Origin of the sequence: Streptomyces sp. NPDC091377, from assembly GCF_044757045.1 — a bacterium.
Taxonomy (GTDB): domain Bacteria; phylum Actinomycetota; class Actinomycetes; order Streptomycetales; family Streptomycetaceae; genus Streptomyces.
Genome location: NZ_JBIVUE010000003.1, coordinates 103173 through 127266 on the forward strand (window position 1 = coordinate 103173; position 24094 = coordinate 127266).

Annotated in this window: 24 protein-coding genes and 1 tRNA gene; 14 read left to right on the forward strand and 11 right to left on the reverse strand. The window is 71.9% G+C overall.

Going from position 1 to position 24094, the window contains the following annotated elements; all coding sequences use genetic code 11:
- The first annotated feature begins 52 nt into the window (after positions 1-52).
- The gene (locus tag ACIQNG_RS08180) at positions 53-538 is read left to right on the forward strand and encodes an Lrp/AsnC family transcriptional regulator (RefSeq protein WP_401424404.1); all 486 of its coding nucleotides are present in this window, start codon (positions 53-55) and stop codon (positions 536-538) included.
- 214 nt (positions 539-752) lie between these two features.
- On the opposite strand, the gene ACIQNG_RS08185 is transcribed toward ACIQNG_RS08180, so the two are convergent.
- The gene (locus ACIQNG_RS08185) at positions 753-1226 is read right to left on the reverse strand and encodes an Lrp/AsnC family transcriptional regulator (RefSeq protein WP_401424403.1); all 474 of its coding nucleotides are present in this window, start codon (positions 1224-1226) and stop codon (positions 753-755) included.
- 267 nt (positions 1227-1493) lie between these two features.
- Between ACIQNG_RS08185 and ACIQNG_RS08190 the strand changes: the two genes are divergently transcribed.
- Positions 1494-2480 carry an aldo/keto reductase gene (locus tag ACIQNG_RS08190; RefSeq protein ID WP_401483220.1) on the forward strand — a complete coding sequence of 329 codons (987 nt, stop codon included), beginning with the start codon at positions 1494-1496 and terminating at the stop codon, positions 2478-2480.
- A gap of 22 nt (positions 2481-2502) precedes the next feature.
- Here ACIQNG_RS08190 and ACIQNG_RS08195 read toward each other — a convergent pair whose 3' ends face one another.
- Entirely contained in the window at positions 2503-3276 is a 774-nt protein-coding gene (locus ACIQNG_RS08195; protein ID WP_401483222.1) for a GntR family transcriptional regulator, read from the reverse strand.
- A gap of 397 nt (positions 3277-3673) precedes the next feature.
- Between ACIQNG_RS08195 and ACIQNG_RS08200 the strand changes: the two genes are divergently transcribed.
- Genes ACIQNG_RS08200 through ACIQNG_RS08215 form a run of 4 tightly spaced genes read left to right on the forward strand, consistent with a single transcriptional unit; the run spans position 3674 to position 7750 of the window.
- The gene (locus tag ACIQNG_RS08200) at positions 3674-4690 is read left to right on the forward strand and encodes a sugar ABC transporter substrate-binding protein (RefSeq protein WP_401483224.1); all 1017 of its coding nucleotides are present in this window, start codon (positions 3674-3676) and stop codon (positions 4688-4690) included.
- Positions 4690-5769 (forward strand): ABC transporter permease, encoded by a 1080-nt coding sequence (locus ACIQNG_RS08205; protein ID WP_401424399.1) that lies wholly within the window; start codon positions 4690-4692, stop codon positions 5767-5769. Before ACIQNG_RS08200 ends, ACIQNG_RS08205 begins: the two co-directional genes overlap by 1 nt.
- An 8-nt stretch (positions 5770-5777) precedes the next feature.
- Positions 5778-6845, forward strand: a complete 1068-nt coding sequence (locus ACIQNG_RS08210) for an ATP-binding cassette domain-containing protein (protein WP_401483226.1) — start codon at positions 5778-5780, stop codon at positions 6843-6845.
- A gap of 2 nt (positions 6846-6847) precedes the next feature.
- Entirely contained in the window at positions 6848-7750 is a 903-nt protein-coding gene (locus ACIQNG_RS08215; protein WP_401483228.1) for a sugar phosphate isomerase/epimerase family protein, read from the forward strand.
- 93 nt (positions 7751-7843) lie between these two features.
- On the opposite strand, the gene ACIQNG_RS08220 is transcribed toward ACIQNG_RS08215, so the two are convergent.
- Positions 7844-8857 (reverse strand): DUF3068 domain-containing protein, encoded by a 1014-nt coding sequence (locus ACIQNG_RS08220; protein ID WP_401483229.1) that lies wholly within the window; start codon positions 8855-8857, stop codon positions 7844-7846.
- A gap of 336 nt (positions 8858-9193) precedes the next feature.
- Between ACIQNG_RS08220 and ACIQNG_RS08225 the strand changes: the two genes are divergently transcribed.
- Positions 9194-10576 (forward strand): glutamate decarboxylase, encoded by a 1383-nt coding sequence (locus ACIQNG_RS08225; protein WP_401483231.1) that lies wholly within the window; start codon positions 9194-9196, stop codon positions 10574-10576.
- A 61-nt stretch (positions 10577-10637) separates the two neighbouring features.
- On the opposite strand, the gene ACIQNG_RS08230 is transcribed toward ACIQNG_RS08225, so the two are convergent.
- The 3 genes from ACIQNG_RS08230 to ACIQNG_RS08240 form a co-directional block, all read right to left on the reverse strand.
- Positions 10638-11642, reverse strand: a complete 1005-nt coding sequence (locus ACIQNG_RS08230) for a Gfo/Idh/MocA family oxidoreductase (protein WP_401483233.1) — start codon at positions 11640-11642, stop codon at positions 10638-10640.
- A gap of 84 nt (positions 11643-11726) precedes the next feature.
- On the reverse strand, positions 11727-12503 hold the full coding sequence (locus ACIQNG_RS08235) for an SDR family oxidoreductase (protein ID WP_401424393.1): 777 nt from the start codon (positions 12501-12503) through the stop codon (positions 11727-11729).
- Positions 12504-12642: 139 nt separating this feature from the next.
- Entirely contained in the window at positions 12643-13818 is a 1176-nt protein-coding gene (locus tag ACIQNG_RS08240; RefSeq protein WP_401483235.1) for a phytanoyl-CoA dioxygenase family protein, read from the reverse strand.
- 121 nt (positions 13819-13939) lie between these two features.
- Here ACIQNG_RS08240 and ACIQNG_RS08245 point away from each other — a divergent pair, with 121 nt between their 5' ends.
- A complete protein-coding gene (locus tag ACIQNG_RS08245; RefSeq protein ID WP_401424391.1) occupies positions 13940-14983 on the forward strand; it encodes a LacI family DNA-binding transcriptional regulator in 1044 nt (347 codons plus the stop codon).
- Positions 14984-15010: 27 nt separating this feature from the next.
- On the opposite strand, the gene ACIQNG_RS08250 is transcribed toward ACIQNG_RS08245, so the two are convergent.
- Entirely contained in the window at positions 15011-16171 is a 1161-nt protein-coding gene (locus tag ACIQNG_RS08250; protein ID WP_401483237.1) for a Gfo/Idh/MocA family protein, read from the reverse strand.
- Between the two features lie 232 nt (positions 16172-16403).
- Between ACIQNG_RS08250 and ACIQNG_RS08255 the strand changes: the two genes are divergently transcribed.
- Positions 16404-17435: a LacI family DNA-binding transcriptional regulator gene (locus ACIQNG_RS08255; RefSeq protein ID WP_401483239.1), complete on the forward strand. Its 1032-nt coding sequence runs from the start codon at positions 16404-16406 to the stop codon at positions 17433-17435.
- Here ACIQNG_RS08255 and ACIQNG_RS08260 read toward each other — a convergent pair.
- Complete coding sequence (locus ACIQNG_RS08260; protein WP_401483241.1) at positions 17425-17769, reverse strand: cupin domain-containing protein; 345 nt, start codon at positions 17767-17769, stop codon at positions 17425-17427. The two genes, ACIQNG_RS08255 and ACIQNG_RS08260, sit on opposite strands and share 11 nt — an antisense overlap.
- A gap of 193 nt (positions 17770-17962) precedes the next feature.
- Between ACIQNG_RS08260 and ACIQNG_RS08265 the strand changes: the two genes are divergently transcribed.
- The 3 genes from ACIQNG_RS08265 (at position 17963) to ACIQNG_RS08275 (ending at position 19134) form a co-directional block, all read left to right on the forward strand.
- Positions 17963-18325 (forward strand): ArsR/SmtB family transcription factor, encoded by a 363-nt coding sequence (locus tag ACIQNG_RS08265; RefSeq protein ID WP_401483242.1) that lies wholly within the window; start codon positions 17963-17965, stop codon positions 18323-18325.
- Positions 18318-18980 (forward strand): SRPBCC family protein, encoded by a 663-nt coding sequence (locus ACIQNG_RS08270; RefSeq protein WP_401483244.1) that lies wholly within the window; start codon positions 18318-18320, stop codon positions 18978-18980. Before ACIQNG_RS08265 ends, ACIQNG_RS08270 begins: the two co-directional genes overlap by 8 nt.
- An 80-nt stretch (positions 18981-19060) precedes the next feature.
- Positions 19061-19134 (forward strand) — tRNA-Pro (locus tag ACIQNG_RS08275).
- 134 nt (positions 19135-19268) lie between these two features.
- Here the strand turns inward: ACIQNG_RS08275 and ACIQNG_RS08280 are convergent.
- Entirely contained in the window at positions 19269-19520 is a 252-nt protein-coding gene (locus ACIQNG_RS08280; RefSeq protein ID WP_401483247.1) for a hypothetical protein, read from the reverse strand.
- 487 nt (positions 19521-20007) lie between these two features.
- Here ACIQNG_RS08280 and ACIQNG_RS08285 point away from each other — a divergent pair, with 487 nt between their 5' ends.
- Positions 20008-21837, forward strand: a complete 1830-nt coding sequence (locus tag ACIQNG_RS08285) for a GAF domain-containing protein (protein ID WP_401483249.1) — start codon at positions 20008-20010, stop codon at positions 21835-21837.
- 103 nt (positions 21838-21940) lie between these two features.
- Positions 21941-22309, forward strand: a complete 369-nt coding sequence (locus ACIQNG_RS08290; protein WP_401483251.1) for a response regulator transcription factor — start codon at positions 21941-21943, stop codon at positions 22307-22309.
- Here the strand turns inward: ACIQNG_RS08290 and ACIQNG_RS08295 are convergent.
- On the reverse strand, positions 22287-22940 hold the full coding sequence (locus ACIQNG_RS08295; protein WP_401483252.1) for a response regulator: 654 nt from the start codon (positions 22938-22940) through the stop codon (positions 22287-22289). The two genes, ACIQNG_RS08290 and ACIQNG_RS08295, sit on opposite strands and share 23 nt — an antisense overlap.
- A 74-nt stretch (positions 22941-23014) precedes the next feature.
- On the reverse strand, positions 23015-24094 hold the full coding sequence (locus tag ACIQNG_RS08300; RefSeq protein ID WP_401483255.1) for a histidinol-phosphate transaminase: 1080 nt from the start codon (positions 24092-24094) through the stop codon (positions 23015-23017).

Consider the following 24094-nt stretch of genomic DNA (forward strand, 5'->3'; position numbering starts at 1 on the left):
CGAAGGTGCAGTCAGTGCGCCGAGGCACTCGTACCCGCTCTGGAGGTTCCCGGTGATCGACGACCTGGACCGGCAGATCATCGACCAGCTCAGAGTGGACGGGCGCCGCTCCTTCGCGGAGATGGGCCGGACCGTGGGCCTCTCCGAGGCGTCGGTGCGCGCCCGCTACCAGCGGCTCCAGCGCAAGGGTGTGCTCCAGGTCGTCGGGATGACGGACGCCGTGCGCATGGGCGAGATGGAGGTCCATCTCGCGATCCGCGTCCATCACATCCCGGTGTCGCTGGTCGCCCGGGAGCTGTCACGGATGCCGGAGATCCGGTACGTCGCCTCCTGCGTGGGCCCGTACGACCTGATCGCGGACGTCCGCTGCCGGAATCTGGAGCACCTCGCCGAACTGCTCACCGAGCGGGTGCGCCGGGTCAACGGGGTCGCGCACGCCGAGGCGCTGACCGTGCTGGAGGTCATCAAGGACTCGTACCTGTGGGCCGGGTTCCGGGAGGTCCCGGTACGGCCGGAGAAGCGGATCATCCCCGGCTGACGGGAGGGCGCGGGGTTGTTTTCCCGGGAGTGAGCTGTTCCGGGGGGTTGCTTCCGGGGTCGCCTTGCGGGCCGTTCCGGAGTTGCCCTGCGCGCCGATCCGGGGTCGCCCCGCGCACCGATCCGGGGTCGCCCCGCGCGCCGTTCCGGAGTTGCCCCGCGGGCCGTTCCGGGGTTGCCCTCGCGGGCCGTTTCCGGGGCCGCTCCCCGGGGGGCTACTCCTCCGCCACGCCCTGTCCGACCGCGCTCGCCAGCCCCTGCCACGAGTAGTCCTTGAACAGCTCCAGCAGCAGAAGCACCTGCACCCGGGAGACCCCCGGCAGCATCCGGATGTCGTCGAGGAGTTGCACGAGCTGGGCTTGGTCCCGGCAGGTGCCTTCCAGGAAGATGTCCTGGCTTCCGGCGCACAGCGCCACATGGTTGATCATCGGCATACCGGAGAGGGACTTGGCCACCGCCTTGGGGGTGAGGTCCCGCACCCGGATCATCAGCCGCACCGACTGGTGTCCCAGCCGCAGCGGGTCGCACAGCGCGACGATCCTCAGCACCCCGCCCTCCTGGAGCCGGGCCACCCGCTGCCGTACGGTCCCCTCCGAGACGCCCAGCTCACGGGCGAGTGTGGTGTAGGGCGTCCGCCCGTCGATGGTGAGGGCGCGCATGATCCCGCGGTCGGTGTCGTCGAGCAGCACGCCCCCACCATGTCACCCCATTCAGGCCACGGTGGCTGAATGTGTCAGCCGTCACAAATCGGCTGGTACGAGGTGTTCTGTGGCGGGAAGGGAGCTGATGCAGCGGTCCGTCCGGAGGCGGGGCGCCGGTGAGCGGCTCACAGGTGAGGGGCTCACCGGCGCCATGGTGAGGTTCTCGTGCCCGGGTCGGTTGACTTGGAGAGCACTTCAACGAGCAGACTCCCGTTCGTGCCCGGACGACCCGGGTCCGAACGGGAGGAAACCCCCATGAAGTACCGCACCATCGGCATCGACCCGGCCCACCGCCGTGAGGTGAGTGTGCTCGCGCTCGGCGCGATGCTGTTCGGCACCCGCACCGACGAGAAGACCGCCTTCGCCGTCCTCGACCGCTATGTGGAGGCCGGCGGCAATTTCATCGACACCTCTGACAACTACGCCTTCTGGGAGGACGGCAGCCAGGGCGGGCAGAGCGAGGAACTGCTCGGCCGCTGGCGGCGCAGCCGGGGCATCGGCAGCGAGGTCGTCATCGCCACCAAGCTGGGCGCCCGCCCGCTGGCCCCCGGCACCGGCTTCGTCGACAACGCCGAGGGACTGTCCGCGAAGGTGATCCGGGAGTCCGCCGAGCGCAGCCGGGAGCGGCTCGGCGTCGACAAGCTCGATCTGCTGTACGCCCACATCGAGGACCGGACCGTCCCGCTCGCCGAGACCGTCGAGGGCTTCGCCGCGCTGGTCTCCGAGGGCACGGTCGGACTGCTCGGCGTCAGCAACCACGCGGTGTGGCGGGTGGAGCGGGCCCGGGCGATCGCGGCGGCGGCCGGACTGCCGGGCTACGAGGTGCTCCAGTACCAGCACAGCCTGCTGCGCCCGCGCTTCGACGTGCCCGGCGACCTGTTCCCGGACGGCAGCCTGGGCCACACAGGCCCGGAACTCCTCAGCTATCTGCGGGCCGAACCGGACCTCACCCTCGTCGCCTACTCCCCGCTGCTGGCCGGGGCCTACGTCCGCGAGGACAAGCCGGTGCCCTCGGACTACGACCACCCGGGCACCCCCGCCCGGCTCGCGGTCCTGCGTGAGGTCGCCCGGGAGAGCGGCGCCACCCTCAACCAGACCGTCCTGGCCTGGCAGATCGCCGCCGAGTTGCCCGTCCTCCCGCTCGCCGGGGCCTCGTCGCTCACCCAACTGGAGGAGAACCTGGCGGCGGTGGACCTGGAACTGACCCAGGAGCAGCGGGCCCGGCTGGACGCGGCGCACTGAACTGGCCGCCCGGTGGCGCCGGTCAGCTCCTGACCAGCAGCTGGAAGTCGAAGGCGTACCGCGACGCCCGGTAGATGTGGGTGCCGTACTCGACCGGGCGGCCGGTGACGTCGTAGGCCGTGCGACGCATGGTGAGGAGCGCGGCGCCGGGGTGTTCGTCGAGCAGCGCGGCCTCCCCCGGGGTGGCGGAGCGGGCGCCGACGGTCTGGTGGGCGCTGTGCAGGGTGACGCCGGCCGCGCGCATCGCCCGGTACAGGCCGGTCGTTTCGAGGCGGGGGGTCTGCGGGGTGAGGACGTCGGTCGGCAGGTAGTTGGTGAGGAACGCGACCGGCAGCCCATGGGTGAGGCGCAGGCGTTCCAGGAGGGTGACCTCGGTGTGCTCGGGGACGCCCAGGGCGGCGGCGACCTCGGCGGACGCGGGGACGGGCGCGTTGCGCAGGACGCGGGTCGTGGGCTGCTGACCCGCGGACTCCAGATCGTCGTAGAGGCTGCTCAGTTCGAGCGGTCGCTTGACCTGGCGGTGCACCACCTGGGTGCCCACGCCCCGACGGCGGACCAGCAGCCCTTTGTCGACCAGGGACTGGATGGCCTGGCGGACGGTGGGGCGGGACAGGCCGAGACGGTGGGAGAGGTCGACCTCGTTGCCCAGCAGATTGCCCGGGGGCAGCGCCCCGCGCTCGATGGCGGCCTCCAGTTGCTGGGCGAGCTGGTGGTACAGGGGTATCGGGCTCGCGCGGTCCAGGGTGAAGTCCAGGGAAGCGAGAGGGGAGACGGGGCCGGCTCCGGTCGTCGCCACGGGGCACCTCCGTGCGGGGCAGTGGGTGTCCTGCTCAGGGGCATCAGGCAGTCGGGATGTGCGGGGGAGTACGGGGGGTGCGGGTAGTGCGGGGGTGCTGGGCAGTACTGGGGGGTGCTGGGGCGGGCCCGGGTGTGTTCAGCGTGCTCGGGCGTGCTCGGAGTGTTCGCGTGGTCGGGTGTGCTCGGGTGTGCCCGTCAGGTCTAGTGCCGGGAGTGATCCCCTGTCAAGGCTTTGTACTTACATTCGGACCTTGTCCTGCAATGATGTCTGGACAAAGTATTGACACCGGGCGCGACAGGGGATTGGATCCCGGGCACCGGGTTCTCCGGAACCGCGCAGCGTTTCCCCGGAACCCCCCACCCTTTCCCCGGCCGCACAGTGAGGTGCAGCAACGATGGACCGCTCTTCTCGCTCCCGCAGAATCACCCCCGCCCTGGCCGTGGTGGCCGCGGCGGCCCTGACCCTGGCGGGCTGCTCCAGCGGCTCTGGCGGCAAGAAGTCCGAGGAGTCGGCGGCGGAGGGGGCCGGCGCGGGCAAGGCCACCACCCCGCGGATGACCGTCGCCCTCGTCACCCACCAGGCGCCCGGAGACACCTTCTGGGACATCGTCCGCAAGGGCGCCCAGGCCGCCGCCGACAAGGACAACGTCAAGCTCGTCTACTCCGCCGACCCCAACGCGGGCAACCAGGCCAACCTGATCCAGAACGCCATCGACCAGAAGGTGGACGGGATCGCCGTCACCCTCGCCAAGCCCGACGCGCTCAAGGGCGTCATAGCCAAGGCACAGCAGGCCGGCATCCCCGTCGTCGGCCTCAACTCCGGTCTCAGCGACTGGAAGGAGCTGAGCCTCATGGAGTTCTTCGGACAGGACGAGACCGTCGCGGGCGAGGCGCTCGGCAAGCGGCTCGACGAGGACGGCGCGAAGAACGTCGTCTGCGTCATCCAGGAACAGGGCAACGTCGGGCTCACCCAGCGCTGCGACGGGGTGAAGAAGACCTTCTCCGGCACCACCGAGGTCCTCAACGTCAACGGCACCGACATGCCGTCCGTGAAGTCCACCATCACCGCCAAGCTCAAGGAGGACTCCGCGATCGACCATGTCGTCACGCTCGGCGCCCCCTTCGCGCTGACGGCGGTCCAGGCCGTGGACGAGGCGGGCAGCGACGCGAAGGTCGCCACCTTCGACCTCAACAAGCAGCTCACCGGGGCCATCGCCAAGGGCGACATCGCGTTCGCCGTCGACCAGCAGCCCTACCTCCAGGGCTACCTCGCCGTGGACGGCCTCTGGCTCTACAAGAACAACGGCAACTACAGCGGCGGCGGCGAGCAGCCCGTGCTCACCGGACCGGCCTTCGTCGACGAGTCCAACGTCGAGGCCATCGCCACGTTCGCCCAGAAGGGCACCCGGTGATGGGCACACCCCAGCGGACGGCGCCGGCGGTGAGCGCACCGCCGGCGCCGTCCGGCCCCCGGCCGGCCGACGGACGCACCCGGGAGCGCCCGCTCGCCCTGCGGCTGCTCGCCCGGCCGGAAGTGGGGGTCTTCCTCGGCGCGGTCGCCGTGTTCGTGTTCTTCCTGATCGCAGCGCCCTCGGTCCGCCAGGGCGGCTCGATGGCCACCGTGCTCTACCAGGCGTCCACCATCGGCATCATGGCGCTGCCCGTCGCCCTGCTGATGATCGGCGGCGAGTTCGACCTCTCCGCCGGGGTCGCCGTCATCACCTCCGCGCTGACCGCCGGCATGCTCAGCTACCAGCTGACCCTCAATGTCTGGATGGGCGTGGTCGTCGCCCTGCTGGCCTCGCTGGCCGTCGGCGCGTTCAACGGCTGGATGCTGGTGAAGACCGGGTTGCCCAGCTTCCTGGTCACCCTCGGCACTTTCCTCATCCTCCAGGGCGTCAACCTCGCCGTCACCAAACTGGTCACCGGCAATGTCGCCACCGACGACATCAGCACCATGGACGGCTTCGACCAGGCCAGGGCCCTCTTCGCCTCCTCCTTCGACATCGGAGGCGTCGAGGTGAAGATCACCGTGGTCTGGTGGCTGGTCTTCGCCGGCCTCGCCACCTGGGTGCTGCTGCGCACCAAGTACGGCAACTGGGTCTTCGCCGTCGGCGGCAACCAGGACAGCGCGCGGGCCGTCGGGGTCCCGGTGACCTTCACCAAGATCACCCTGTTCATGTTGGTCGGCTTCGGCGCCTGGTTCATCGGCATGCACAACCTGTTCTCCTTCAACACCGTCCAGTCCGGCGAGGGCGTCGGCCAGGAGCTGATCTACATCGCCGCCGCCGTCATCGGCGGCTGTCTGCTCACCGGCGGCTACGGCTCGGCCATCGGCCCGGTCTTCGGCGCCTTCATGTTCGGCATGGTGAACCAGGGCATCGTGTACGCCGGATGGAACCCCGACTGGTTCAAGGCGTTCCTCGGGGTGATGCTGCTCGGGGCCGTGCTCATCAATCTGTGGGTACGCCGTACGGCGACCCGGAGGTGACCTGACCAATGACCAGCAAAGCCACCGGCACGAGTGCCCCCACCGGCACCGGCACCCACGGGACCGTCCTGCCCGACGTCCCGCCCGCGCAGGACGGCCCGATCGTCGAGCTGCGCGCCGCCGGCAAGTCCTACGGCAACATCCGCGCCCTGCACGGCGTCGACCTCACCGTCCACCCCGGGCGGGTGACCTGTGTCCTCGGCGACAACGGCGCGGGCAAGTCCACCCTGATCAAAATCGTCTCCGGGCTGCACCAGCACACCGAGGGCGACGTCCTCGTGGACGGCGAACCCGTCCGCTTCACCAGCCCTCGCCAGGCCCTCGACCGCGGCATCGCCACCGTCTACCAGGACCTCGCGACCGTGCCGCTGATGCCCGTGTGGCGCAACTTCTTCCTCGGCTCCGAGATGACCAGGGGCCCCTGGCCGGTGCGCCGGCTCGACATCGACCGGATGAAGCGGACCGCCGACGAGGAACTGCGCAACATGGGGATCGTCCTGGACGACCTCGAACAGCCCATCGGCACCCTCTCCGGGGGCCAGCGCCAGTGCGTCGCCATCGCCCGCGCGGTCTACTTCGGCGCGCGTGTGCTCATCCTGGACGAGCCGACCGCCGCGCTCGGGGTCAAGCAGTCCGGGGTGGTGCTGAAGTACATCGCCGCCGCCCGCGACCGGGGCCTCGGCGTCATCTTCATCACCCACAACCCCCACCACGCCTACATGGTCGGCGACCACTTCAGCGTGCTGCGGCTCGGCACGCTGGAACTCTCCGCCGACCGCAGCGAGGTCAGCCTGGAGGAGCTGACCAACCACATGGCGGGCGGCGCCGAACTGGCGGCGCTGAAGCATGAGTTGTCACAGGTGCGGGGCGTGGACGTGGACGAGCTGCCGGACGAGGTCGGAACGGGTACGGAACCCGGCCCCCCGGCGCCCGCCCCGCGGTCCCATGAACCGCCCGCCCCGGCCGCCCCGCGGTCCCATGAACCGCCCGCCCCCGCTGCACCACAGCAGTCCGACGAACCTCCCGCACCTCCCGCACCGCCCGTTCCACCCGCACAGCCCGAAGGGAAGTCCTGATCATGTCCGCTGCGCTGGACCGCATCCGGGTCGGCTCGGCCCCCGACTCCTGGGGCGTGTGGTTCCCCGACGACCCCCGGCAGGTGCCCTGGCAGCGCTTCCTGGACGAGGTCGCCGAGGCCGGCTACGAGTGGATCGAGCTGGGCCCCTACGGCTACCTCCCGACCGACCCCGTCCGGCTCGCCGACGAGGTGGGCCGGCGCGGGCTCAAGGTCTCCGCCGGGACCGTCTTCACCGGCCTGCACCGCGGCCCGGACGTCTGGGAGCCGACCTGGAAGCACGTCAGCCAGGTCGCCGAGCTGACCCGCGCCATGGGCGCCCGGCACCTCGTGGTCATCCCCTCCTTCTGGCGTGACGACAAGACCGCCGAGATCCTGGAACCGCCGGAGCTGACCACCCAGCAGTGGGGCCATCTGGCCAAGGGCATGGAACTCCTCGGACACCGGGTGCGGGAGACGTACGGCCTGGACATCGTGGTCCACCCGCACGCCGACACCCATATCGACACCGAGACCCATGTCGAGCGCTTCCTCGACTCCACCGACGCCGGGCTGGTCGGACTGTGTCTGGACACCGGGCACTACGCCTACTGCGGCGGCGACAGCGTCAAGCTGATCGAGACGTACGGGGAGCGGATCGGGTACCTGCACCTCAAGCAGGTGGACCCGGAGATCCTCGCGGACGTCGTGGCGCACGGGACCGCCTTCGGGCCGGCCGTCCAGCGCGGGGTGATGTGCGAACCGCCGGGCGGGGTCCCCGAGCTGGAGCCGGTGCTCGTGGCCGCCCAGCGGCTGGGCATCGACCTGTTCGCGATCGTGGAGCAGGACATGTACCCCTGCGAGCCGGACGCGCCGCTGCCGATCGCCGTACGGACCCGGAAATTCCTGCGTTCCTGCGGGGCATGAGCCCGGCACGAAAGGGGCGGCGGCAGCCGGAGTGAATCCGGACTGCCGCCGCCCCCTTCGCGTACCGGAGACCTCAGCGGGTGGGCGCCGCCGTCACCGACGGGCCGCCGTGAGTTCCGCCGTGGGGGCGGGCTCGGACGGGACGGCACGGTCCTCGTCGCTCTCCCCGCCGCGCCTGCGGCCCCGTACGAGGAGCACGACGGCGGCGATCGTGGACAGGAGTCCCGCCGAGGCCGCGCCGATGGGGGCCGTCACCCCGACCGTCCGCAGCTGACCGCTGTCCTGCTCGGCGCGGTCCACCGCGAACTGCTGGGTGGCGTCGGTGAAGGAGAGCTTGTCCACGTCCAGCAGGGTCACCGCGTCCTCGTCGGAACCCGGGGCGCGCAGGGTGCGCTTGGGGCCGAGCTGGGCGTAGAGCGTACGACCGGTGGCCTGGTCCACGACCAGCTTGACGCCGTGGTTGGAGTACCACTCCTCGGCGATGACCTGCGGGGTGTCGGGGAGGCCGACCAGCGCGCCGGGCACCTGACGGGTACCGGCCTGCATGGGGGCGACCTTGCCGGTGAAGACGTAGCCCTTGTACCCCTTGATCTCCTGCGTGCCCTGGTAGGAGAGCGTGACCGTGGTGTCCCCGGTGCTGTCCCACCACTGGTAGGAGCGCTTCTCCACATCGAAGGGGAACTTCAGATACGCCTCGCCCTCGTGGTACGGCTGCTCGTCACAGCAGTGCACGGGCTTGTTGGTGCGGCGGTCGGTGACCCAGCGGGCGGTGGAGAAGTCCAGCGCGTCGTGCGGATCGGCCGCCGGAAGCGACTTCTCCGTGTCGACGGTGGTCACCACGTCCCACACGGCGTTCCCGCTGCGCTCGCTCTCGGCCACGTCACCGCGCACCCGCTGGGTGACGGTGATCTGCTCCCCGCTCAGCGTCTCCGTCTCGCCGACGTCGAAGTAACTGCCCGTGCCCTTGTACACCGCTGTCACATCGATGTCGATCGGGTTCACGGCGGCACGCGGCTTGACGTACCACACGAGCATGGGCGCGAGGACGAGGAGGAACACGCCTACGCCCAGCAGGATGAAGGCGAAAGGTGAGCCACTTCGGCGCATCCGGCACTCCCGTTCGAATATGCGAATCCGGCTATGCGAACCGGCGCTGCCCGCAGACCGTAGGAGCTGTGCGGGGGGTGCGTCTACGCACCTGGATGACAAAACGGGGGCGGATACGGCTGTTTCCCCCCGGCCCCCTCGGATTCCCCCGGGCCCCCCTCCGTCCACCCCCGGGCGCCCCTCGGTTTTCCCCCGCCGGGCGCCCCTCGTCCGGCCCCTCCCGGAGGGCGGCACGTGGCCGGGTGTGCCAGATTGCCGACGGAGGGAAGGCCGGAAACGGAACTGACAGGTCGTACCCCCGACCGCACGACGTCCCACGGAAGCCGGGGAAGGCGCATGGCCCTGCACCAGACCAACGCGGCGGACGCGCTGCCGTTCGACGATGTCTACTCCCTGCCCATCAGCGGGCGTGAGCTGCCGAAGTACCAGGTGCCCCAGGGAGTCTCCGACGCCCGCGCGGTCCGGGCCCTGATCCACGACGAGCTGACCCTGGACGGCAACGCCGCGCAGAACCTCGCCACCTTCTGCACCACCTGGGCCGAGCCCGAGGTGCACGCCCTGATGGACGAGTGCCTCGACAAGAACATGATCGACAAGGACGAGTACCCGCAGACCGCCGAGATGGAGAACCGCTGCGTCCACATGCTCGCCGACCTGTGGAACTCACCCGAGGGCGCGCAGACCCTCGGCTGCTCCACCACCGGCTCCAGCGAGGCGTGCATGCTCGGCGGCCTCGCCCTGAAGTGGCGCTGGCGGCAGCGGCGCCGCGCCGAGGGCAAGTCCACCGACCGGCCCAACATCGTCACCGGCCCCGTCCAGGTCTGCTGGGAGAAGTTCGCCCGCTACTTCGACGTGGAGCTGCGCCAGGTGCCGCTGGAGCCGGACGCGCTCGCCCTGCGCCCGCACCAGCTCCGCGACCACGTCGACGAGAACACCATCGGCGTCGTCGCCATCCTCGGCGTCACCTACACCTGTGTGTACGAGCCCGTCGCCGAGATCGCCGCGGAACTCGACCGGATCGAGCGCGAGACCGGCCTCGACATCCCGGTCCACGTCGACGGGGCCAGCGGCGCGTTCGTCGCCCCGTTCCTCCAGCCCGACCTCGTCTGGGACTTCCGGCTGCCGCGCGTCGCCTCGATCAACGCCTCCGGCCACAAGTACGGCATGGCCCCCCTCGGCGTCGGCTGGATCGTCTGGCGCGAGGCCGAGATGCTCCCCGACGACCTGGTCTTCCACGTCGACTACCTCGGCGGCGACCTGCCCACCTTCGCCCTGAACTTCTCCCGCCCCGGCGGCGAGGTCGTCGCCCAGTACTACAACCTGCTGCGCCTCGGCCGCGAGGGCTACACCCAGGTGCACGGCGCCTGCGCCATGACCGCGCAGATGCTGGCGGGCCGGCTGCGCGAGATGGGCCCCTTCACCGTGCTGCACGACGGGCACGACGCCCTCCCGGCCGTCTCCTGGACCCTCACCGACCCCACCACCAGCCCCTTCACCCTCTACGACCTCACCGACCAACTGCGCCGCCGCGGCTGGCAGGTCCCCGCGTACCCGCTGCCCGCCAGCCGCGGGGACACCGTCATCGCCCGGGTGCTCGTACGGCACGGCATCAGCTACGACAAGGTCGTGCTGCTGGCCGAGGACATCCGCAAGGCCGTCGAACACCTGTCGGCGGGACCGACCGCCCATGTGGCGGAGCAGCCCGGGTTCCATCACTGAGGCCGGTGATGCCGCTGAGGTCACTGAAGTCGCTGAGGCCACCGAGACTACTGAGGCCGCCTCACCCGGTGCGCACCTCCGCGACCCGCACCGGACGGTGCTCGCGCAGCGACAAGGTGCACGCCTCCGCGATCCAGCCCGCCTCCAGCGCGTCCGCGACCGTGCAGGGCGAGGGCCGGGTGCCCGCCACCACCTCGGTGAACGCGGTCAGCTCGGCGCGGTAGGCGGCGGCGAAGCGGTCCATGAAGAAGTCGTGCGGCGTGCCCGCGGGGAAGCGCGCGCCGGGCTCCACCGAGCGCAGCGGCAGCCGGTCCTCCAGGCCCACGGCGATCGAGTCGGCGAAGCCGTGCAGCTCCATCCGCACATCGTGTCCCCGCCCGTTGTGGCGGCTGTTGGAGACCACCGCGATCGTGCCGTCGTCCAGGGTGAGGACCGCGCCGGTGGTGTCGGCGTCGCCCGCCTCCCGGATGTAGTCGGCGCCCCGGTTGCCGCCGACCGCGTACACCTCGGTCACCTCACGGCCCGTCACCCACCGGATGATGTCGAAGTCGTGCACCGAGCAGTCCCGGAAGATCCCGCCGGACGCGGCCACGTAGGCGGCGGGCGGCGGCGCCGGATCGAGCGTGGTCGACCGTACGGTGTGCAGGGCGCCCAGCTCACCGCCGCGCACGGCGTCCCGCGCGGCCACGAAGCCCGCGTCGAAGCGCCGGTTGTAGCCGATCTGCACGGGGACGCCGCCCTGTTCGACGTCCTTGAGGACGGCGACCCCCTCGGCCATGGTCCCGGCGACCGGCTTCTCGCAGAACACCGGCACACCCGCCCGTACCCCGGCACGGATCAGAGCGGGATGGGCGTCGGTCGCCGCGGCGATCACCACGCCGTCGATCCCGGCGGCGAGCAACGCCTCCGGGGAGTCCGCGACCTGCGCGCCGAACCGCTCGGCGGCGGCCTTGGCGGCCTGCGGGTTCGGGTCGGCGACGACGAGCGACCGGACCGCGTCGAGTCCGGACAGGGTCTCGGCGTGGAACGCGCCGATGCGGCCGAGGCCGAGGATACCGATGCGCATGCGCTGTGCTGCTCCTTCTCCTTGGTGGTGCTTGCCGTACTTCCGAGAGGTGTGTCGAGGGCCGGGGCGAGCGGGCCCGAGGCTTCAGTCCAGGGCGCCCAGCACGTTCTGGTCCCAGTCGATCACCGAACCCGTGACCACGCCCGACCGCTCCGACAGCAGCAGGACCACGAAGTCGGCGATCTCCTCCGGCCGGCCCAGCTTGCCCATCGGCAGCCGGGCGGCGGCCTGCTCGCGCCAGTCGTCGCCCGCCCCGTGGAAGGCGCGCTGGGTGGCGTCCTCGCCCTCCGTCGCGGTCCAGCCGATGTTGAGGCCGTTGATCCGGATCCGGTCCCAGCGGTGGGCGTGGGCGGCGTTGCGGGTCAGCCCGATCAGACCGGCCTTGGCGGCGACGTAGGGGGCGAGGAAGGACTGGCCGCCGTGGGCCGACGACGTGATGATGTTGACGATCGTGCCCGGCGCCCCCCGCCCCACCATGTCCGCGACCGCCGCCTGCATGGTGAAGAACGGTGCCTTGAGGTTGATCGCGAGATGCGCGTCGAGGAGTTCGGGCGTGGTGTCCAGGAGTGTGCCGCGCGAGGTGAGGCCCGCCGCGTTGACCAGGCAGTCGATCCGGCCGTACGCGGCGACCACCTCGGCGACCGACGCCTTCGCCCGCTCCGGGTCCGCCAGGTCCGCCCGGACGAACAGGGCCTCGCCGCCCGCCGCGCCCAGCTCGGCCACCAGTGCCTCGCCCGGCCCGCGCCGCCGTCCGGAGACGGCGACGACCGCGCCCTCCCGTACCGCCGCGCGGGCGACCGCTGCACCGACACCCTGTGTGCCACCGCCCACCAGGACGACCTTGTCGTCGAGAAGTCCCATCGCGTTCTCCCAGGTCCTTTCCGCTTGCGGGGCCTTGTCGGCTCCCGGAGCCGGAGCCGGAGCCGGAGCCGGAGCCGGCCCCGGCCTCAGCTCCAGCCCGACCTTCGGGCTCGTCCTCAGCTCCGGCTCGGCTTCGGTTTCAGCTCGCGCGTCGCCGGACCGCCGCCGCCCGCAGTGCCTCCCGCAGGGCCTCCGGCGCCCACTGCTCACGCAGCGCCCGGCGGACCAGGTCGGCCTGGGAGGGCGGGGCGAGACCGTCCACCGGCGGGTCGCTGTCGAGGTCGGTGGGGAAGGGGTAGCCCTCGGCGCTCGCGGCGATCACGTTCTCCAGCAGGCGCTCGTCCACGCCCTCGGCGCGGCGCCGGAGCAGGACCGGATAGACGGCGTTCACGACCGCCTCCCGGTCCACCGTCTCCATCGCCCGCCCGAAGGCGGAGGAGATCTGGAGCAGATGGGCCGTACGCCGCACGTCCCGCGACCGGTTGGTGCCCGCCGCGTGGAACAGCGCCGGATTGAAGAACACGGCGTCGCCCTTCGCGAGCGGCAACTGGACGTGCCGCTCCTCGAAGTACGCCCGGAACTCCGGCCGCCGCCACGCCAGATACCCCGGCCCGTACGTCTGCGAGTACGGCAGGTACATCGTCGGCCCGGTCTCCACCGGCATGTCGCAGTGCGCGACCGCGCCCTGGAGGGTGAGCACGGGGGACAGCCGGTGGACGTGCGCCGGGTACGCGGCGGCCCTGGCGTCGGAGAGGAAGCCCAGATGGTAGTCGCGGTGGGCGGTCTGCGCGGCGCCGCCCGGGTTGACCACGTTCACCTGGGAGGTGACCTGGTAGGCGGGGCCCAGCCACGCCTCCGCGACCAGGGCGAGGACATCGCCGGCGTAGTAGTCGGCGAACGCCTCGGGATCGTGCAGGGCCGTCTTCTCCAGGGCGTTCCACACCCGGTCGTTGGCGCCCGGCCGCGCGAAGTGGTCCCCGGCGCCCGCGCCCGAGGCGCGCTGCTCGGCGATCAGCGCCTCGAAGACCGAGGTGACCCGGTCCAGCACCGCCCCGTCCGCGAACGCCCCGCGGAAGACCACGATCCCGGGCCCGTCGGCGAGCGCCCGCACCAACTCGCACTGGAGCGCGCGGCGGTCGGCGGGCGGCCGGCGGCCGTCGTACACCGGGACGTTCCGCTCCACGGCGGCGGCGAGGGGACAGGCGGCCGGGTCCGTGGCGCGCTCCACCAGCGCGCGGAACGCGTCCAGGTCGCCGTCACCCTCGGCGAACCAGACGCCGTCGTTCCCGGACGACGGGGCGGTCGATACGGACATCGGCATCCTTCCGAAGACGTGACAGAGGCGGCACGGCCCTGTCATTCTTGTCCTTACAAACCCCTCGAACAACCAGCAGCAATCCATCAAAAAACCCTCAGGCGACCCGAGGAGCCGACGGATGGGCCACCCCTTCCCGATCCGGGAGATCGCACGTCAGGCGGGGCTGAGCGAGGCCACCGTGGACCGGGTCCTCAACGGCCGGGGCGGCGTCCGCGACAGCACCGCGTACGAGGTGCGCCGGGCCATCGCCGACCTCGACCGGCAGCGCACCCAGGTCCGCCTGGTCGGCCGTACCTTCATGGTCGACATCGTGATGCAGGCACCCGAACGCTTCACCACCGCCGTACGCGCCGCCCTGGAGGCCGAACTCCCCGCCCTGCACCCGGCGGTGCTCCGCTCCCGCTTCCACTTCCGCGAGACCGGACCCGTAGGGGAACTGGTCCGCACCCTCGACCGCATCGCCCGGCGCGGCTCCCAGGGCGTCGTCCTCAAGGCACCCGACGTCCCCGAGGTGACCGACGCGGTCGCCCGGCTCACCGCCGCCGGGATCCCGGTCGTCACCCTCGTCACCGACCTGCCCGCCAGCACCCGTCTCGGCTGTGTCGGCATCGACGACCGCGCGGCCGGCGCGACCGCCGCCCACCTCATGGGCCAGTGGCTCGGCGACCGCCCCGGCACCGTCCTCACCAGCCTCAGCAGCGGCTTCTTCCGCAACGAGGAGGAACGCGAGATGGGCTTCCGCGCCGTCATGCGCGCCCACCACCCCGACCGGGCACTGGTCGAGATCACCGAGGGCCAGGGCCTGGACGCCACCCAGTACGACGCCGTCCGCGCCGCCCTCGAACGCGACCCCGCCATCCGGGCCGTCTACTCCATCGGCGGCGGCAACGACGCCACCCTGCGCGCCTTCGCCGACCTCGGCCGGGAGTGCGCGGTGTTCATCGCCCACGACCTCGACCACGACAACACCCGGCTGCTGCGCGCACACCGGCTGTCCGCCGTCCTCCACCACGACCTGCGCCAGGACCTGCGCGAGGCGTGCCATCTGGTGATGCGGGCCCACGGAGCGCTGCCGCCCGCCGGACCCACCCTCCCGTCCGCCATCCAGATCGTCACGCCCTACAACATGCCCCCGGGCACCCCGGCCCCTCCGGCCCGCTGACACCGGCCGACCCCGGTACGACGGGCCCTACGCCTCCGGCACGGTCACCCACGCCCCGCGCTGCGCCGAGCGCTCCATGGCGCGCAGCACCACGGCACTGCGTACGGCGTCCCCGAGGGTGGCGCCGTAGGCGGTGCCCTCGGCGATCGAGCGCAGGAACCGGTACGCCTCGATCACCTTGAGGTCGTCGTAGCCCATGGCGTTCGCCGCGCCCGGCTGGAAGGCCGCGAACTCGCCGTCGCCCGGACCCGCGTACACCGTGCTGACCGGCTGGTCCTGGTAGGCGGTGCCGCGGCTGACCCCGAGTTCGTTCATCCGCCGGAAGTCCCAGAACACCGCGCCCTCGGTGCCGTGCACCTCGAAGCCGTACGCGTTCTGCTCACCGACCGAGACCCGGCACGCCTCCAGCACACCCCGTGCGCCGGAGGCGAAGCGGAGCAGACAGCCGACGTAGTCCTCGTTCTCGACCGGGCCGAGGGCGCCGCCGGACGCGCGCGCGTGACCGGCGGTGGCACCGGACGGCCGGGCCCGCCGCGGGATGAACACCGCGGTGTCCGCGCTGAGCGACGCGATCTCGCCGACCAGGAACCGGGCCAGGTCCACGCCGTGCGAGGCGAGATCGCCCAGCACCCCGCTGCCGCCCCGCGCCCGCTCGTACCGCCAGGTCAGCGCGGAGTCGGGATGGGCCGCGTAGTCGCTGAACAGCCGTACCCGCACATGGGTCACCGTGCCGAGGTCCCCGGACGCGATGAGCGCGCGGGCCGCCTCCACGGCGGGCGCGTTGCGGTAGTTGAAGCCGACCGCGCCCTGGACACCGGCCTTCGCCACCGCGTCGGCGACCGCCCCGGCGTCCTCGGCGGTCAGTCCGACCGGCTTCTCGATCCACAGATGCTTGCCCGCCTCGGCCACGGCGACGCCGATCTCCCGGTGCAGGAAGTTCGGCGCGGTCACGCTGACCGCGTGCACGCGGGGGTCGGCCACCACCTCCCGCCAGTTGGGTGTCGTCGCCCTGAACCCGAACTGCTCCGCCGCCGCCTCCGCCCGTCCGGGCACCTCGTCGGCCACCGCCACCAGTTCGGGACGGAGCGCGAGGGCGGGGAAGTGGTGCCGGACCCGGGCGTACGCCTGGGTGTGCACCCGGCCCATCCAGCCGAAACCGACGACGGCGACACCGAGCGCTTCCACCATGGCGACCTCTTCCTTCGGCTTCTGCTTCGAGCGCGGCGGATTCGGCGCGCTCCCTTTGGACCGGAGCAGTCTTTGGACCGGAGCAGCTTTGGACCGGTCCAAGGACTGCTCCGGTCACGATGGGCGGGCGCGACGGCCCGTGTCAACTGTCCGGTGGCTGGTGTCGGCCCCGGCGACGAGGTCGGTACGGGTCCTTTGACAAGCTCGCCGTGCCCATGGAACGGTCCACCGCATGAGCAGCAGAGCGCCGACCATCCGTGATGTCGCCGAGCGCGCCGGGGTCTCCAAGTCGCTGGTCTCGCTGGTGCTGCGCGGCTCCGACCAGGTGAGCCGGGAGAAGCGGGAGGCGGTGCTGAGGGCCGCCCGTGAGCTGGGCTACCGGCCGAACGCCGCCGCCCGCAGCCTCAGCGAACGCCGTACCCGCACGGTCGGCGTCCTCGTCAACGACCTGCGCAACCCGTGGTACGCGGAACTCCTCGACGGCCTCAACTCCGTCCTCCACACGGCGGGCCTGCGCATGCTGCTCGCCGACGCCCGGCTGAACCGCCGGGCCGGTCACGACCTGCCCGGCCCCTTCCTCGATCTGGGGGTGGACGGTGTGATCGTCGTGGGCACCCTGCCCGATCCGGCGGCGCTGGACGCGGTGGCCGCGCATCTGCCGTCGGTGGTCGCGGGCGCCCGGGAACCGGTCCCGGACGGCGTGGACGTGGTCGCGGGCGACGACGAACGGGGCGCCCGGCTGGTCACCGAGCACCTCATCGGGCTCGGGCACCGCCGGATCGCCCATCTCGCCGGGTACGGCGCGGTGGGTGCGCTGCGGCGGCGCGGCTACGAGACGACCATGGGGGAGCGCGGTCTGACGGGGGAGGTGCGGGTCGAGCCCTGCGATCTGACCGAGGAGGGCGGGCACCGCGCCGCCGTCCGGCTGCTGGCCCGCCCCGACCGCCCCACCGCCGTGCTCGCCGCCAATGACATCGCCGCCGTCGGAGCACTCTCCGCGGCGGCCGACCTGGGGCTGACCGTGCCCGGCGACGTGTCCGTGACCGGCTACGACAACACCGGTGTCGCCCGGCTGCGCCACCTCTGGCTCACCACGGTCGACCACGCGGGCCACGAGATGGGACACCTCGCCGCCCGGTGCCTCCTCGACCGGCTGGCAGGCGCCGGGGGAGCGGGCGGGCTGCGCCTGACCGAGCCGACGCTCCAGGTGCGCGGGACGACGGGTCCCGCCGCCCCGCCCCTGCCTCACGGGGTCAGAGGTTGATCGCGTACACCTTCCGCAGCGTCTCGTGCACCGTCCATGTCGTCCGGTCGCCCTCGCGCAGTACGCCCAGGTCGCCCGGGCCCACCGTCAGTGTCGGTCCGCCCTCGACCTCGATCGTGGCGGAGCCGCTGAGCACGACGAACAGCTCGTCGGCCTCGGTGTCGGTCACCACCCCGGGGGTGATCTGCCAGACGCCCCGGACCTGGCGGCCGTCCTCCGACTCCCAGACGACCTTGCCGGTCACCTCGGGGGTGCCGGAGACGATCTGGGCGGGGTCGAGCGGCTCGGGTTCGAGCACGGCGTCGGGGACGTGGACGACGAAGCTGTGGTTCATGCGCCGACCTTAGCCAGCGACGACCCGCCCGCGAGGCGGACACAGTGTGCGTGATCGGCGGGCGCGGGCGGACACTTCGTCGGGTACGGCGCGCGGCGGACGCGGACGGCCGTGCGCAGCACCACCGACGGCCGCGAGGACCCCGCTCTATCAGTAATAGCTTATATAAGTGATGGGTGATACGTTGAACCGCATGCACGCCTTCGATGTGCTCGGCGACCCCGTACGCCGCCGGATCCTGGAACTGCTCGCCGACGGCGAGATGGCCTCCGGCGCGGTGAGCGAGATCATCCGTGAGGAGTTCGGGATATCGCAGCCCGGGGTCTCCCAGCACCTCAAGGTGTTGCGGGAGAACGGATTCGCGACGGTGCGTCCCGAGGGCACCCGGCGGCTCTACGCGGTCGACTCCGCACCGCTGCGGGATGTCGATGTGTGGCTGGACCGCTTCCGGCGCTTCTGGACCCCCCGACTGGACGCCTTGGCCACGGAACTGGCCCGGGGCCGACGCGAGCGCCGTCTGCGCGGCGAGGAACCACCGAGGAGCACCCATGATTGATGTCGACCACCAGATCAACGCCGTGAGCCGCACGGTCGGCAAGCGCGTCTTCAAGGCGGGCGAGGCCCGGATCGTCACCGTCAGCCAGGCGTACGACGCCCCGCTGGACGACGTCTGGGACGCCTGCACCAACCCGGAGCGCCTCCCGCGCTGGTTCGCCCCGGTCACCGGCGACCTCACCCTCGGCGGCACCTACGCCGTGCAGGGCAACGCCTCCGGCACCATCGAGCGCTGCGACCCGCCCAAGGGCTTCTTCGCCACCTGGGAGTACGGCGGCGAGGTCAGCTGGATCGAACTGAGCCTGACCCCCGAGGGCGACGACCGCACCCGTTTCCGACTGGAGCACATCGCGCACGTGGACGACGAACGCTGGGCCCGGTTCGGCCCCGGCGCGGTCGGTATCGGCTGGGACCTCTCGGTCATGGGCCTCGCCCGCCATCTCTCCGGAGCCCTGCCGGTCGACCCCGCCGAATTCGAGGCATGGGGCAGGTCCGACCAGGGCAAGGCGTTCATCACGGCCGCCGGCGAGGGCTGGTACGAGGCCGACGTGGCCGGCGGTGAGACCCCCGAGGTCGCCCGCACCGCCGCCGACCGCACCCTCGCCTTCTACCGCGGCGAGGGCCCCGGGCACGAGTCCGAGGCCCCGACGGACTGACGCCCCGCCCGGCCCGGGAGCGTCGCGCGTATGCGGTAGGCTCGACCTGCACGATCGCGCCTCCGACGCGCGACGGGCAACGGGACGTGGCGCAGCTTGGTAGCGCACTTGACTGGGGGTCAAGGGGTCGCAGGTTCAAATCCTGTCGTCCCGACAGAGAGATAGCAGGTCAGAGGGGTCCTTCGGGGCCCCTCTTGATCGTTCCCAGGGCGCCGTCTCGCCATTTCTCACCCACACTGTTGATCCAGGTCGGCCGAGCAGTTCGGCCAGGTTCCTCCGAACCCGCCTTCAACGACTGCGGGTCGGGGTGCGCGTAGGTCCGCCTCGTGAACCCGAGGTCCGATCCGCCGCCTGCGTGGCGCGGTACGCCTTCAGCGCGCGAAGGACGGGTTTCGGCAGGGGCAGCGTGCGCTTCCCGGCCTCGGTCTTCGCGCCCTTCTCCACCACCTTGTTCCGCTGGCCGCGCTCGGCCGTGCGGTCGTGGACGATCGTCCGCGTGTGGGTGCCGACCTTCTCGTTCGCCTGCTTCGAGATGGTCACGTGCTCCGGCACCGAGGCCCACCGCCGTGGTGCGGCTGATGAATTCTCTTCGCGACACCCGGGGGGTGCGCGGGACGCGTTCGGGCTCAGGGGGTTTCATGGGACCGCCTCGCTACAGGGCTGGAGCGACGGAGCACGCCGGCACACGCCGGGCGGTGCGCCTCGTCACCGACGGGTTCAGTGTCGCCGGAGCGTCCCCGCGGGCTCCATGTGAGCGGGGCGTGTACGGACGCCCCTCGTTTGTGCGGAGGACCCGTGCGGGTGAACGCGTCACGCGGGACAGCCGGAGCCGACAGGATGCCGAAGGCGGGCTCATCGGGGCCGGAGTCCTCGTCCGCATCGCCTTCCGGCCGATCGAAGGCCGACTCGGCTCCATTGACGCGCGACGCCGTCCACGCAACCGTAAGGAGATCGACATGCTCGACCACGCCGACGTACCGGTCGGCCGGAGAGCGGTTCGGACACCGCGACGGGGCATGCTGTCGCGGTGGGGCAGCCGCGCGAGGACCGCGAGGTGATCGCGGCCGAACCGCACGCCGCGGCCTCGGTGTCGGCGATTTCCCGCGGGGCGCGATGTCCCGTGGGCGGACAGGAAGGCCCGACCACTGTCGTGTCGAGCGACCAGATCGTCCAGGAGCGGGCGGCGCTGCGCCGCGTGGCGGCGCTCGTGGCCCGAGCCACCCCGCCGGAACGGGTGTTCGCCGCCGTCGCCGCCGAGATCGGTCATCTGCTCGGCAGCGATCTGGTCGGCATCAGCCGGTACGACCCCGACGACACCGCGGCGGCCGTCGGTTCCTGGTCCCGTCACGGCGACGGCCTGCCCTTCCCGCTCGGCACCTGGGTACCGCTCGGCGGACACAACGCGGTGACGCTGGTGTTCGAGACGGGGCGGCCGGCCCGGATCGACACCGCCGCCGACGCGTCCGGCCGGCCCGCCGACCACGCCCGGAAGAAGGGATTCCGCGCCGTGGTCGGGGTACCGATCCACGTCGAAGGCCGACTGTGGGGCGTGGTGATGGTGATCGCGTTGACCGCGCGGCCCTTCCCGCCGGACACCGAGGACCGGTTGGCCGGGTTCACCGCACTGATGGCGACCGCTATCGCGAACACCCAGGCACGCTGGGAACTCCGCAGGTTCGCCGAGGGGGAGGCGGCGCTGCGACGGGTGGCCACCCTGGTCGCGCGGGCGACGCCTCCGCAGGAGGTGTTCACCGCCGTCGCCACCGAGGCAGGCCGGCTGCTGACGGTCGACTTCACGGTCCTCGGCCGCTACGAGCCGACCGGCGCGGCCACCTACGTCGCCGCCTGGACCAGTACCGACCGCCCGTTCCCGGTCGGCGTCCGGGTGGAACCCGGGGGACGGAACATCCACACCCTGGTGTTCGAGTCGGGCCGTTCCGCGCGGATCGACGACTACGGCGCCACCACCTCGGGCTCGGCCGCCCACATCGGCCGCGAGTGGGGATTCCACGCCGCGGTGGGCATGCCGATCAGCGTCGAGGGGCGGCTGTGGGGGTGTGTCAGCGTGGCATCGATGCGGGACGAGCCGCTGCCACCCGACACCGAGGTGCGGCTCGCCGGATTCACCGAACTCGTCGCGACCGCCATCGCCAAGGCCGAGGCGCAGGAGGCGCTCACCGCGTCCCGGGCGCGGATCGTCACCGCCGCCGACACCGCCCGTCGCCGTATCGAACGCGACCTGCACGACAGCACCCAGCAACGCCTGGTCTCCCTGGCCCTGCGGCTGCGGACCGCGCAACTGGCGGTGCCACCAGGCGCGGACGAACTGGACCGGCAACTGGACGAAGTGGTCGGCGGCCTCGCCGACGCCGTCGACGAACTCCGCGAGATCGCCCGCGGCATCCACCCCGCGATGCTCGCCCAGGGCGGACTCCACCCGGCACTCAAGGCCCTGGCCCGGCGGTCCGCCATCCCGGTCCGCCTCGACCTGCTCACCCGGGAGCGCTACCCCGAGCCGATCGAGATCGCCGCCTACTCCTGCGTCTGCGAAGCCCTGACCAATGCCGCCAAGCACGCCCGCGCCACCGTCGCCGACGTCCACCTGGCCTCCCGGGACGGCCTGCTCCACATCACCGTCCGCGACGACGGCCACGGCGGTGCCGACCCGCGCCGCGGCTCCGGCCTCATCGGCCTCACCGACCGCGTCGAGGCCCTCGGCGGCCATCTGTCGCTGCGCAGCCCGTCCGGCGCCGGCACCACCGTGCACTTGACACTGCCCCTCACCACGGGCACCGGCCCGCCCCACACGCCGGTCATCGACCCATCGGACCAGGGCCCCGGCCCCGTCGACCCGTAGGCGCCCAGCCGGCGGAGTTCCCCACCCCTCGCTACGCGCACGTCCCGGTCGGCTATCAGCTAGCAGCAATGCGCCAGGGGACGAGTGCTGCGAGGCTGTCCCCATGGTGCGTTGCCTGATCGTCGACGACAGCCCGGTCTTCCTGGCCGCGGCCGGCGAGCTGCTGCGGCACCAGGGCATCACCGTCGTCGGCGTCGCGCCCGACAGCCGGGAGGCACTGCGGCAGGCCGAGCGGGTACGGCCCGACGTGGCGCTGGTCGACCTCGACCTCGGAAGCGAGAGCGGGCTGGAACTCGCCGAACGCCTCCACCTGTACGCGATCCCGACGATCTTGATCTCGACCCACTCCGAGCAGGACTACGAGGAACTGATCGCCGCGAGCCGGGCCATCGGGTTCCTGCCGAAGACGTCCCTGTCCGGACGGGCCGTCGTCCACCTGCTCGGCGCCGCTACTGCGCCTCCAGAAACGTGATCACCGCGAGCACCCGGCGGTGGTCCTCCCCGGTCTCCGGCAGGTCCAGCTTGGCCAGCAGACTGCGGACATGCTTCTCCACGGTGCCCTCGGTGATCCACAACTGGTGGGCGATCCCCGCGTTGGAACGGCCCTCCGCCATCAACGCCAGCACCTCCCGCTCCCGCGCGCTGAGCACGTCGAGCGGATCCTGACGGCGCCGTACCGACACCAACTCCCGGACCAGCGCCGGGTCGACCACCGAGCCGCCCCTGGCGATCCGCTCCAGCGTGTCGACGAACTCCGTCACATCGGCCACGCGGCTCTTCAACAGATAGCCGACGCCCTGCCCGCTCGCCAGCAGTTCCATCGCGTGCTCGACCTCGACGTGGGCCGACAGCACCAGGATCGCGACCTCGGGGAACTCCTGCCGGATCACCCGGGCGGCGGCCAGCCCCTCCGTGGTGTGGGTCGGCGGCATCCGGATGTCCACGACCGCCAGATCCGGGCGGGACCGCCGCACCATCTCCAGCAGCCCCTCGTAGTCCCCGGCCTGCCCCAGGACCAGATGCCCGGCCCGGTCGAGCAGGCTGGCCACCCCTTCGCGCAGCAGGACGTCGTCGTCGGCCAGCACCACCCTGACTTCTGCCATGGTCGGCATTATCGACCACACATCGGGCACCTGGCCGCCCGCCCCGTGAGCGCCCTCGGGGCGCGAGACGGTCCTCACGCGGATCGACGGTCTTCCGGCGGTCGGACGTACTCGGCCGCGAGGGACAGGAAGATGTCGGCGGCGGCTTCCTCGCCCACGGTGACGCGGACTCCGTGGCCGGGGAACACCCGTACGTGCACCCCTCGCTGCCGGCATCGTCGCCCGAAGTCGACGGCCTGCGCACCGAGCGGGAGCCACAGGAAGTTCCCCTCGGCGCGCGGCAGGGACCAACCCAGTCCGCGCAACGCCGTCCAGAGCCGCCGGCGCCTCGCGGTGATCGTGTCCACCCTGGCCCGCACCTCCTGCTGCGCCCGCAGCGAGGCGACGGCCGCGGCGCGGGCCGCCGCGGTGACGCTGAAGGGGAGTGTGGCCCGACGTACGGCCTCGGCCACCGGCGGGTGCGCGACCAGGAACCCCACCCGCAGCCCGGCCAGGCCGTACGCCTTGGAGAATGTCCGCATCACGGCCACGTTCGGCCTCCGGCGGTACAACTCGATCCCGTCCGGCACCTCCGGGTCGCGGACGAACTCCCGGTACGCTTCGTCGATCACCACCAGGACATGCCTGGGGATCCGGTCGAGGAAGCGCTCCAGGGCGGGGCGGCGCACGGCGGTGCCGGTCGGGTTGTTCGGGTTGCACACCACGACGGCCCGGGTGCGTTCGCCGACCGCGCCCGCCATGGCGTCCAGGTCGTGGTCCGCGCCGGCCAGCGGGATCGGCACCCGGCGCGCCCCGGCGAGGTCGCACAGGATCGGGTAGCCCTCGAACGACAGCCACGGGTAGACGACCTCGTCGCCGCGGTCCGCCAGGGCCGTCAGCGTCTGGTGGAGCACCGCGACGCCTCCGGCACCCGGCGCGATGTGGGCGACCGGCACGTCGAGGTGATGGGCCACGGCCTCGGCCAGTTCGCTGTCCGCCACGTCCGGGTAGCGGTTGAGCCCCGCCGTCGCGGCACGCACGGCTTCCCGCACGTCGGCCGATGGCTCGAACGGGCTCTCGTTGAGGTCGACCCGGTACCGAGGTGACGGTTCGGGCCGCGCTGCCGCCGACGGCCGCAGCCGATCCGGCATGGGTCCGGTCCTCTGCACGTCCAT

Bases quoted from the DNA above. Each gene is read 5' to 3' on its own strand.
- ACIQNG_RS08190 (WP_401483220.1), top strand. From the start codon at position 1,494: ATGAAGTACCGCACCATCGGCATCGACCCGGCCCACCGCCGTGAGGTG.
- ACIQNG_RS08200 (WP_401483224.1), top strand. From the start codon at position 3,674: ATGGACCGCTCTTCTCGCTCCCGCAGAATCACCCCCGCCCTGGCCGTG.
- ACIQNG_RS08205 (WP_401424399.1), top strand. From the start codon at position 4,690: ATGGGCACACCCCAGCGGACGGCGCCGGCGGTGAGCGCACCGCCGGCG.
- ACIQNG_RS08210 (WP_401483226.1), top strand. From the start codon at position 5,778: ATGACCAGCAAAGCCACCGGCACGAGTGCCCCCACCGGCACCGGCACC.
- ACIQNG_RS08215 (WP_401483228.1), top strand. From the start codon at position 6,848: ATGTCCGCTGCGCTGGACCGCATCCGGGTCGGCTCGGCCCCCGACTCC.
- ACIQNG_RS08220 (WP_401483229.1), bottom strand. From the start codon at position 8,857: ATGCGCCGAAGTGGCTCACCTTTCGCCTTCATCCTGCTGGGCGTAGGC.
- ACIQNG_RS08225 (WP_401483231.1), top strand. From the start codon at position 9,194: ATGGCCCTGCACCAGACCAACGCGGCGGACGCGCTGCCGTTCGACGAT.
- ACIQNG_RS08230 (WP_401483233.1), bottom strand. From the start codon at position 11,642: ATGCGCATCGGTATCCTCGGCCTCGGCCGCATCGGCGCGTTCCACGCC.
- ACIQNG_RS08235 (WP_401424393.1), bottom strand. From the start codon at position 12,503: ATGGGACTTCTCGACGACAAGGTCGTCCTGGTGGGCGGTGGCACACAG.
- ACIQNG_RS08240 (WP_401483235.1), bottom strand. From the start codon at position 13,818: ATGTCCGTATCGACCGCCCCGTCGTCCGGGAACGACGGCGTCTGGTTC.
- ACIQNG_RS08245 (WP_401424391.1), top strand. From the start codon at position 13,940: ATGGGCCACCCCTTCCCGATCCGGGAGATCGCACGTCAGGCGGGGCTG.
- ACIQNG_RS08250 (WP_401483237.1), bottom strand. From the start codon at position 16,171: ATGGTGGAAGCGCTCGGTGTCGCCGTCGTCGGTTTCGGCTGGATGGGC.
- ACIQNG_RS08255 (WP_401483239.1), top strand. From the start codon at position 16,404: ATGAGCAGCAGAGCGCCGACCATCCGTGATGTCGCCGAGCGCGCCGGG.
- ACIQNG_RS08260 (WP_401483241.1), bottom strand. From the start codon at position 17,769: ATGAACCACAGCTTCGTCGTCCACGTCCCCGACGCCGTGCTCGAACCC.
- ACIQNG_RS08265 (WP_401483242.1), top strand. From the start codon at position 17,963: ATGCACGCCTTCGATGTGCTCGGCGACCCCGTACGCCGCCGGATCCTG.
- ACIQNG_RS08270 (WP_401483244.1), top strand. From the start codon at position 18,318: ATGATTGATGTCGACCACCAGATCAACGCCGTGAGCCGCACGGTCGGC.
- ACIQNG_RS08290 (WP_401483251.1), top strand. From the start codon at position 21,941: ATGGTGCGTTGCCTGATCGTCGACGACAGCCCGGTCTTCCTGGCCGCG.
- ACIQNG_RS08295 (WP_401483252.1), bottom strand. From the start codon at position 22,940: ATGGCAGAAGTCAGGGTGGTGCTGGCCGACGACGACGTCCTGCTGCGC.
- ACIQNG_RS08300 (WP_401483255.1), bottom strand. From the start codon at position 24,094: ATGGACGTGCAGAGGACCGGACCCATGCCGGATCGGCTGCGGCCGTCG.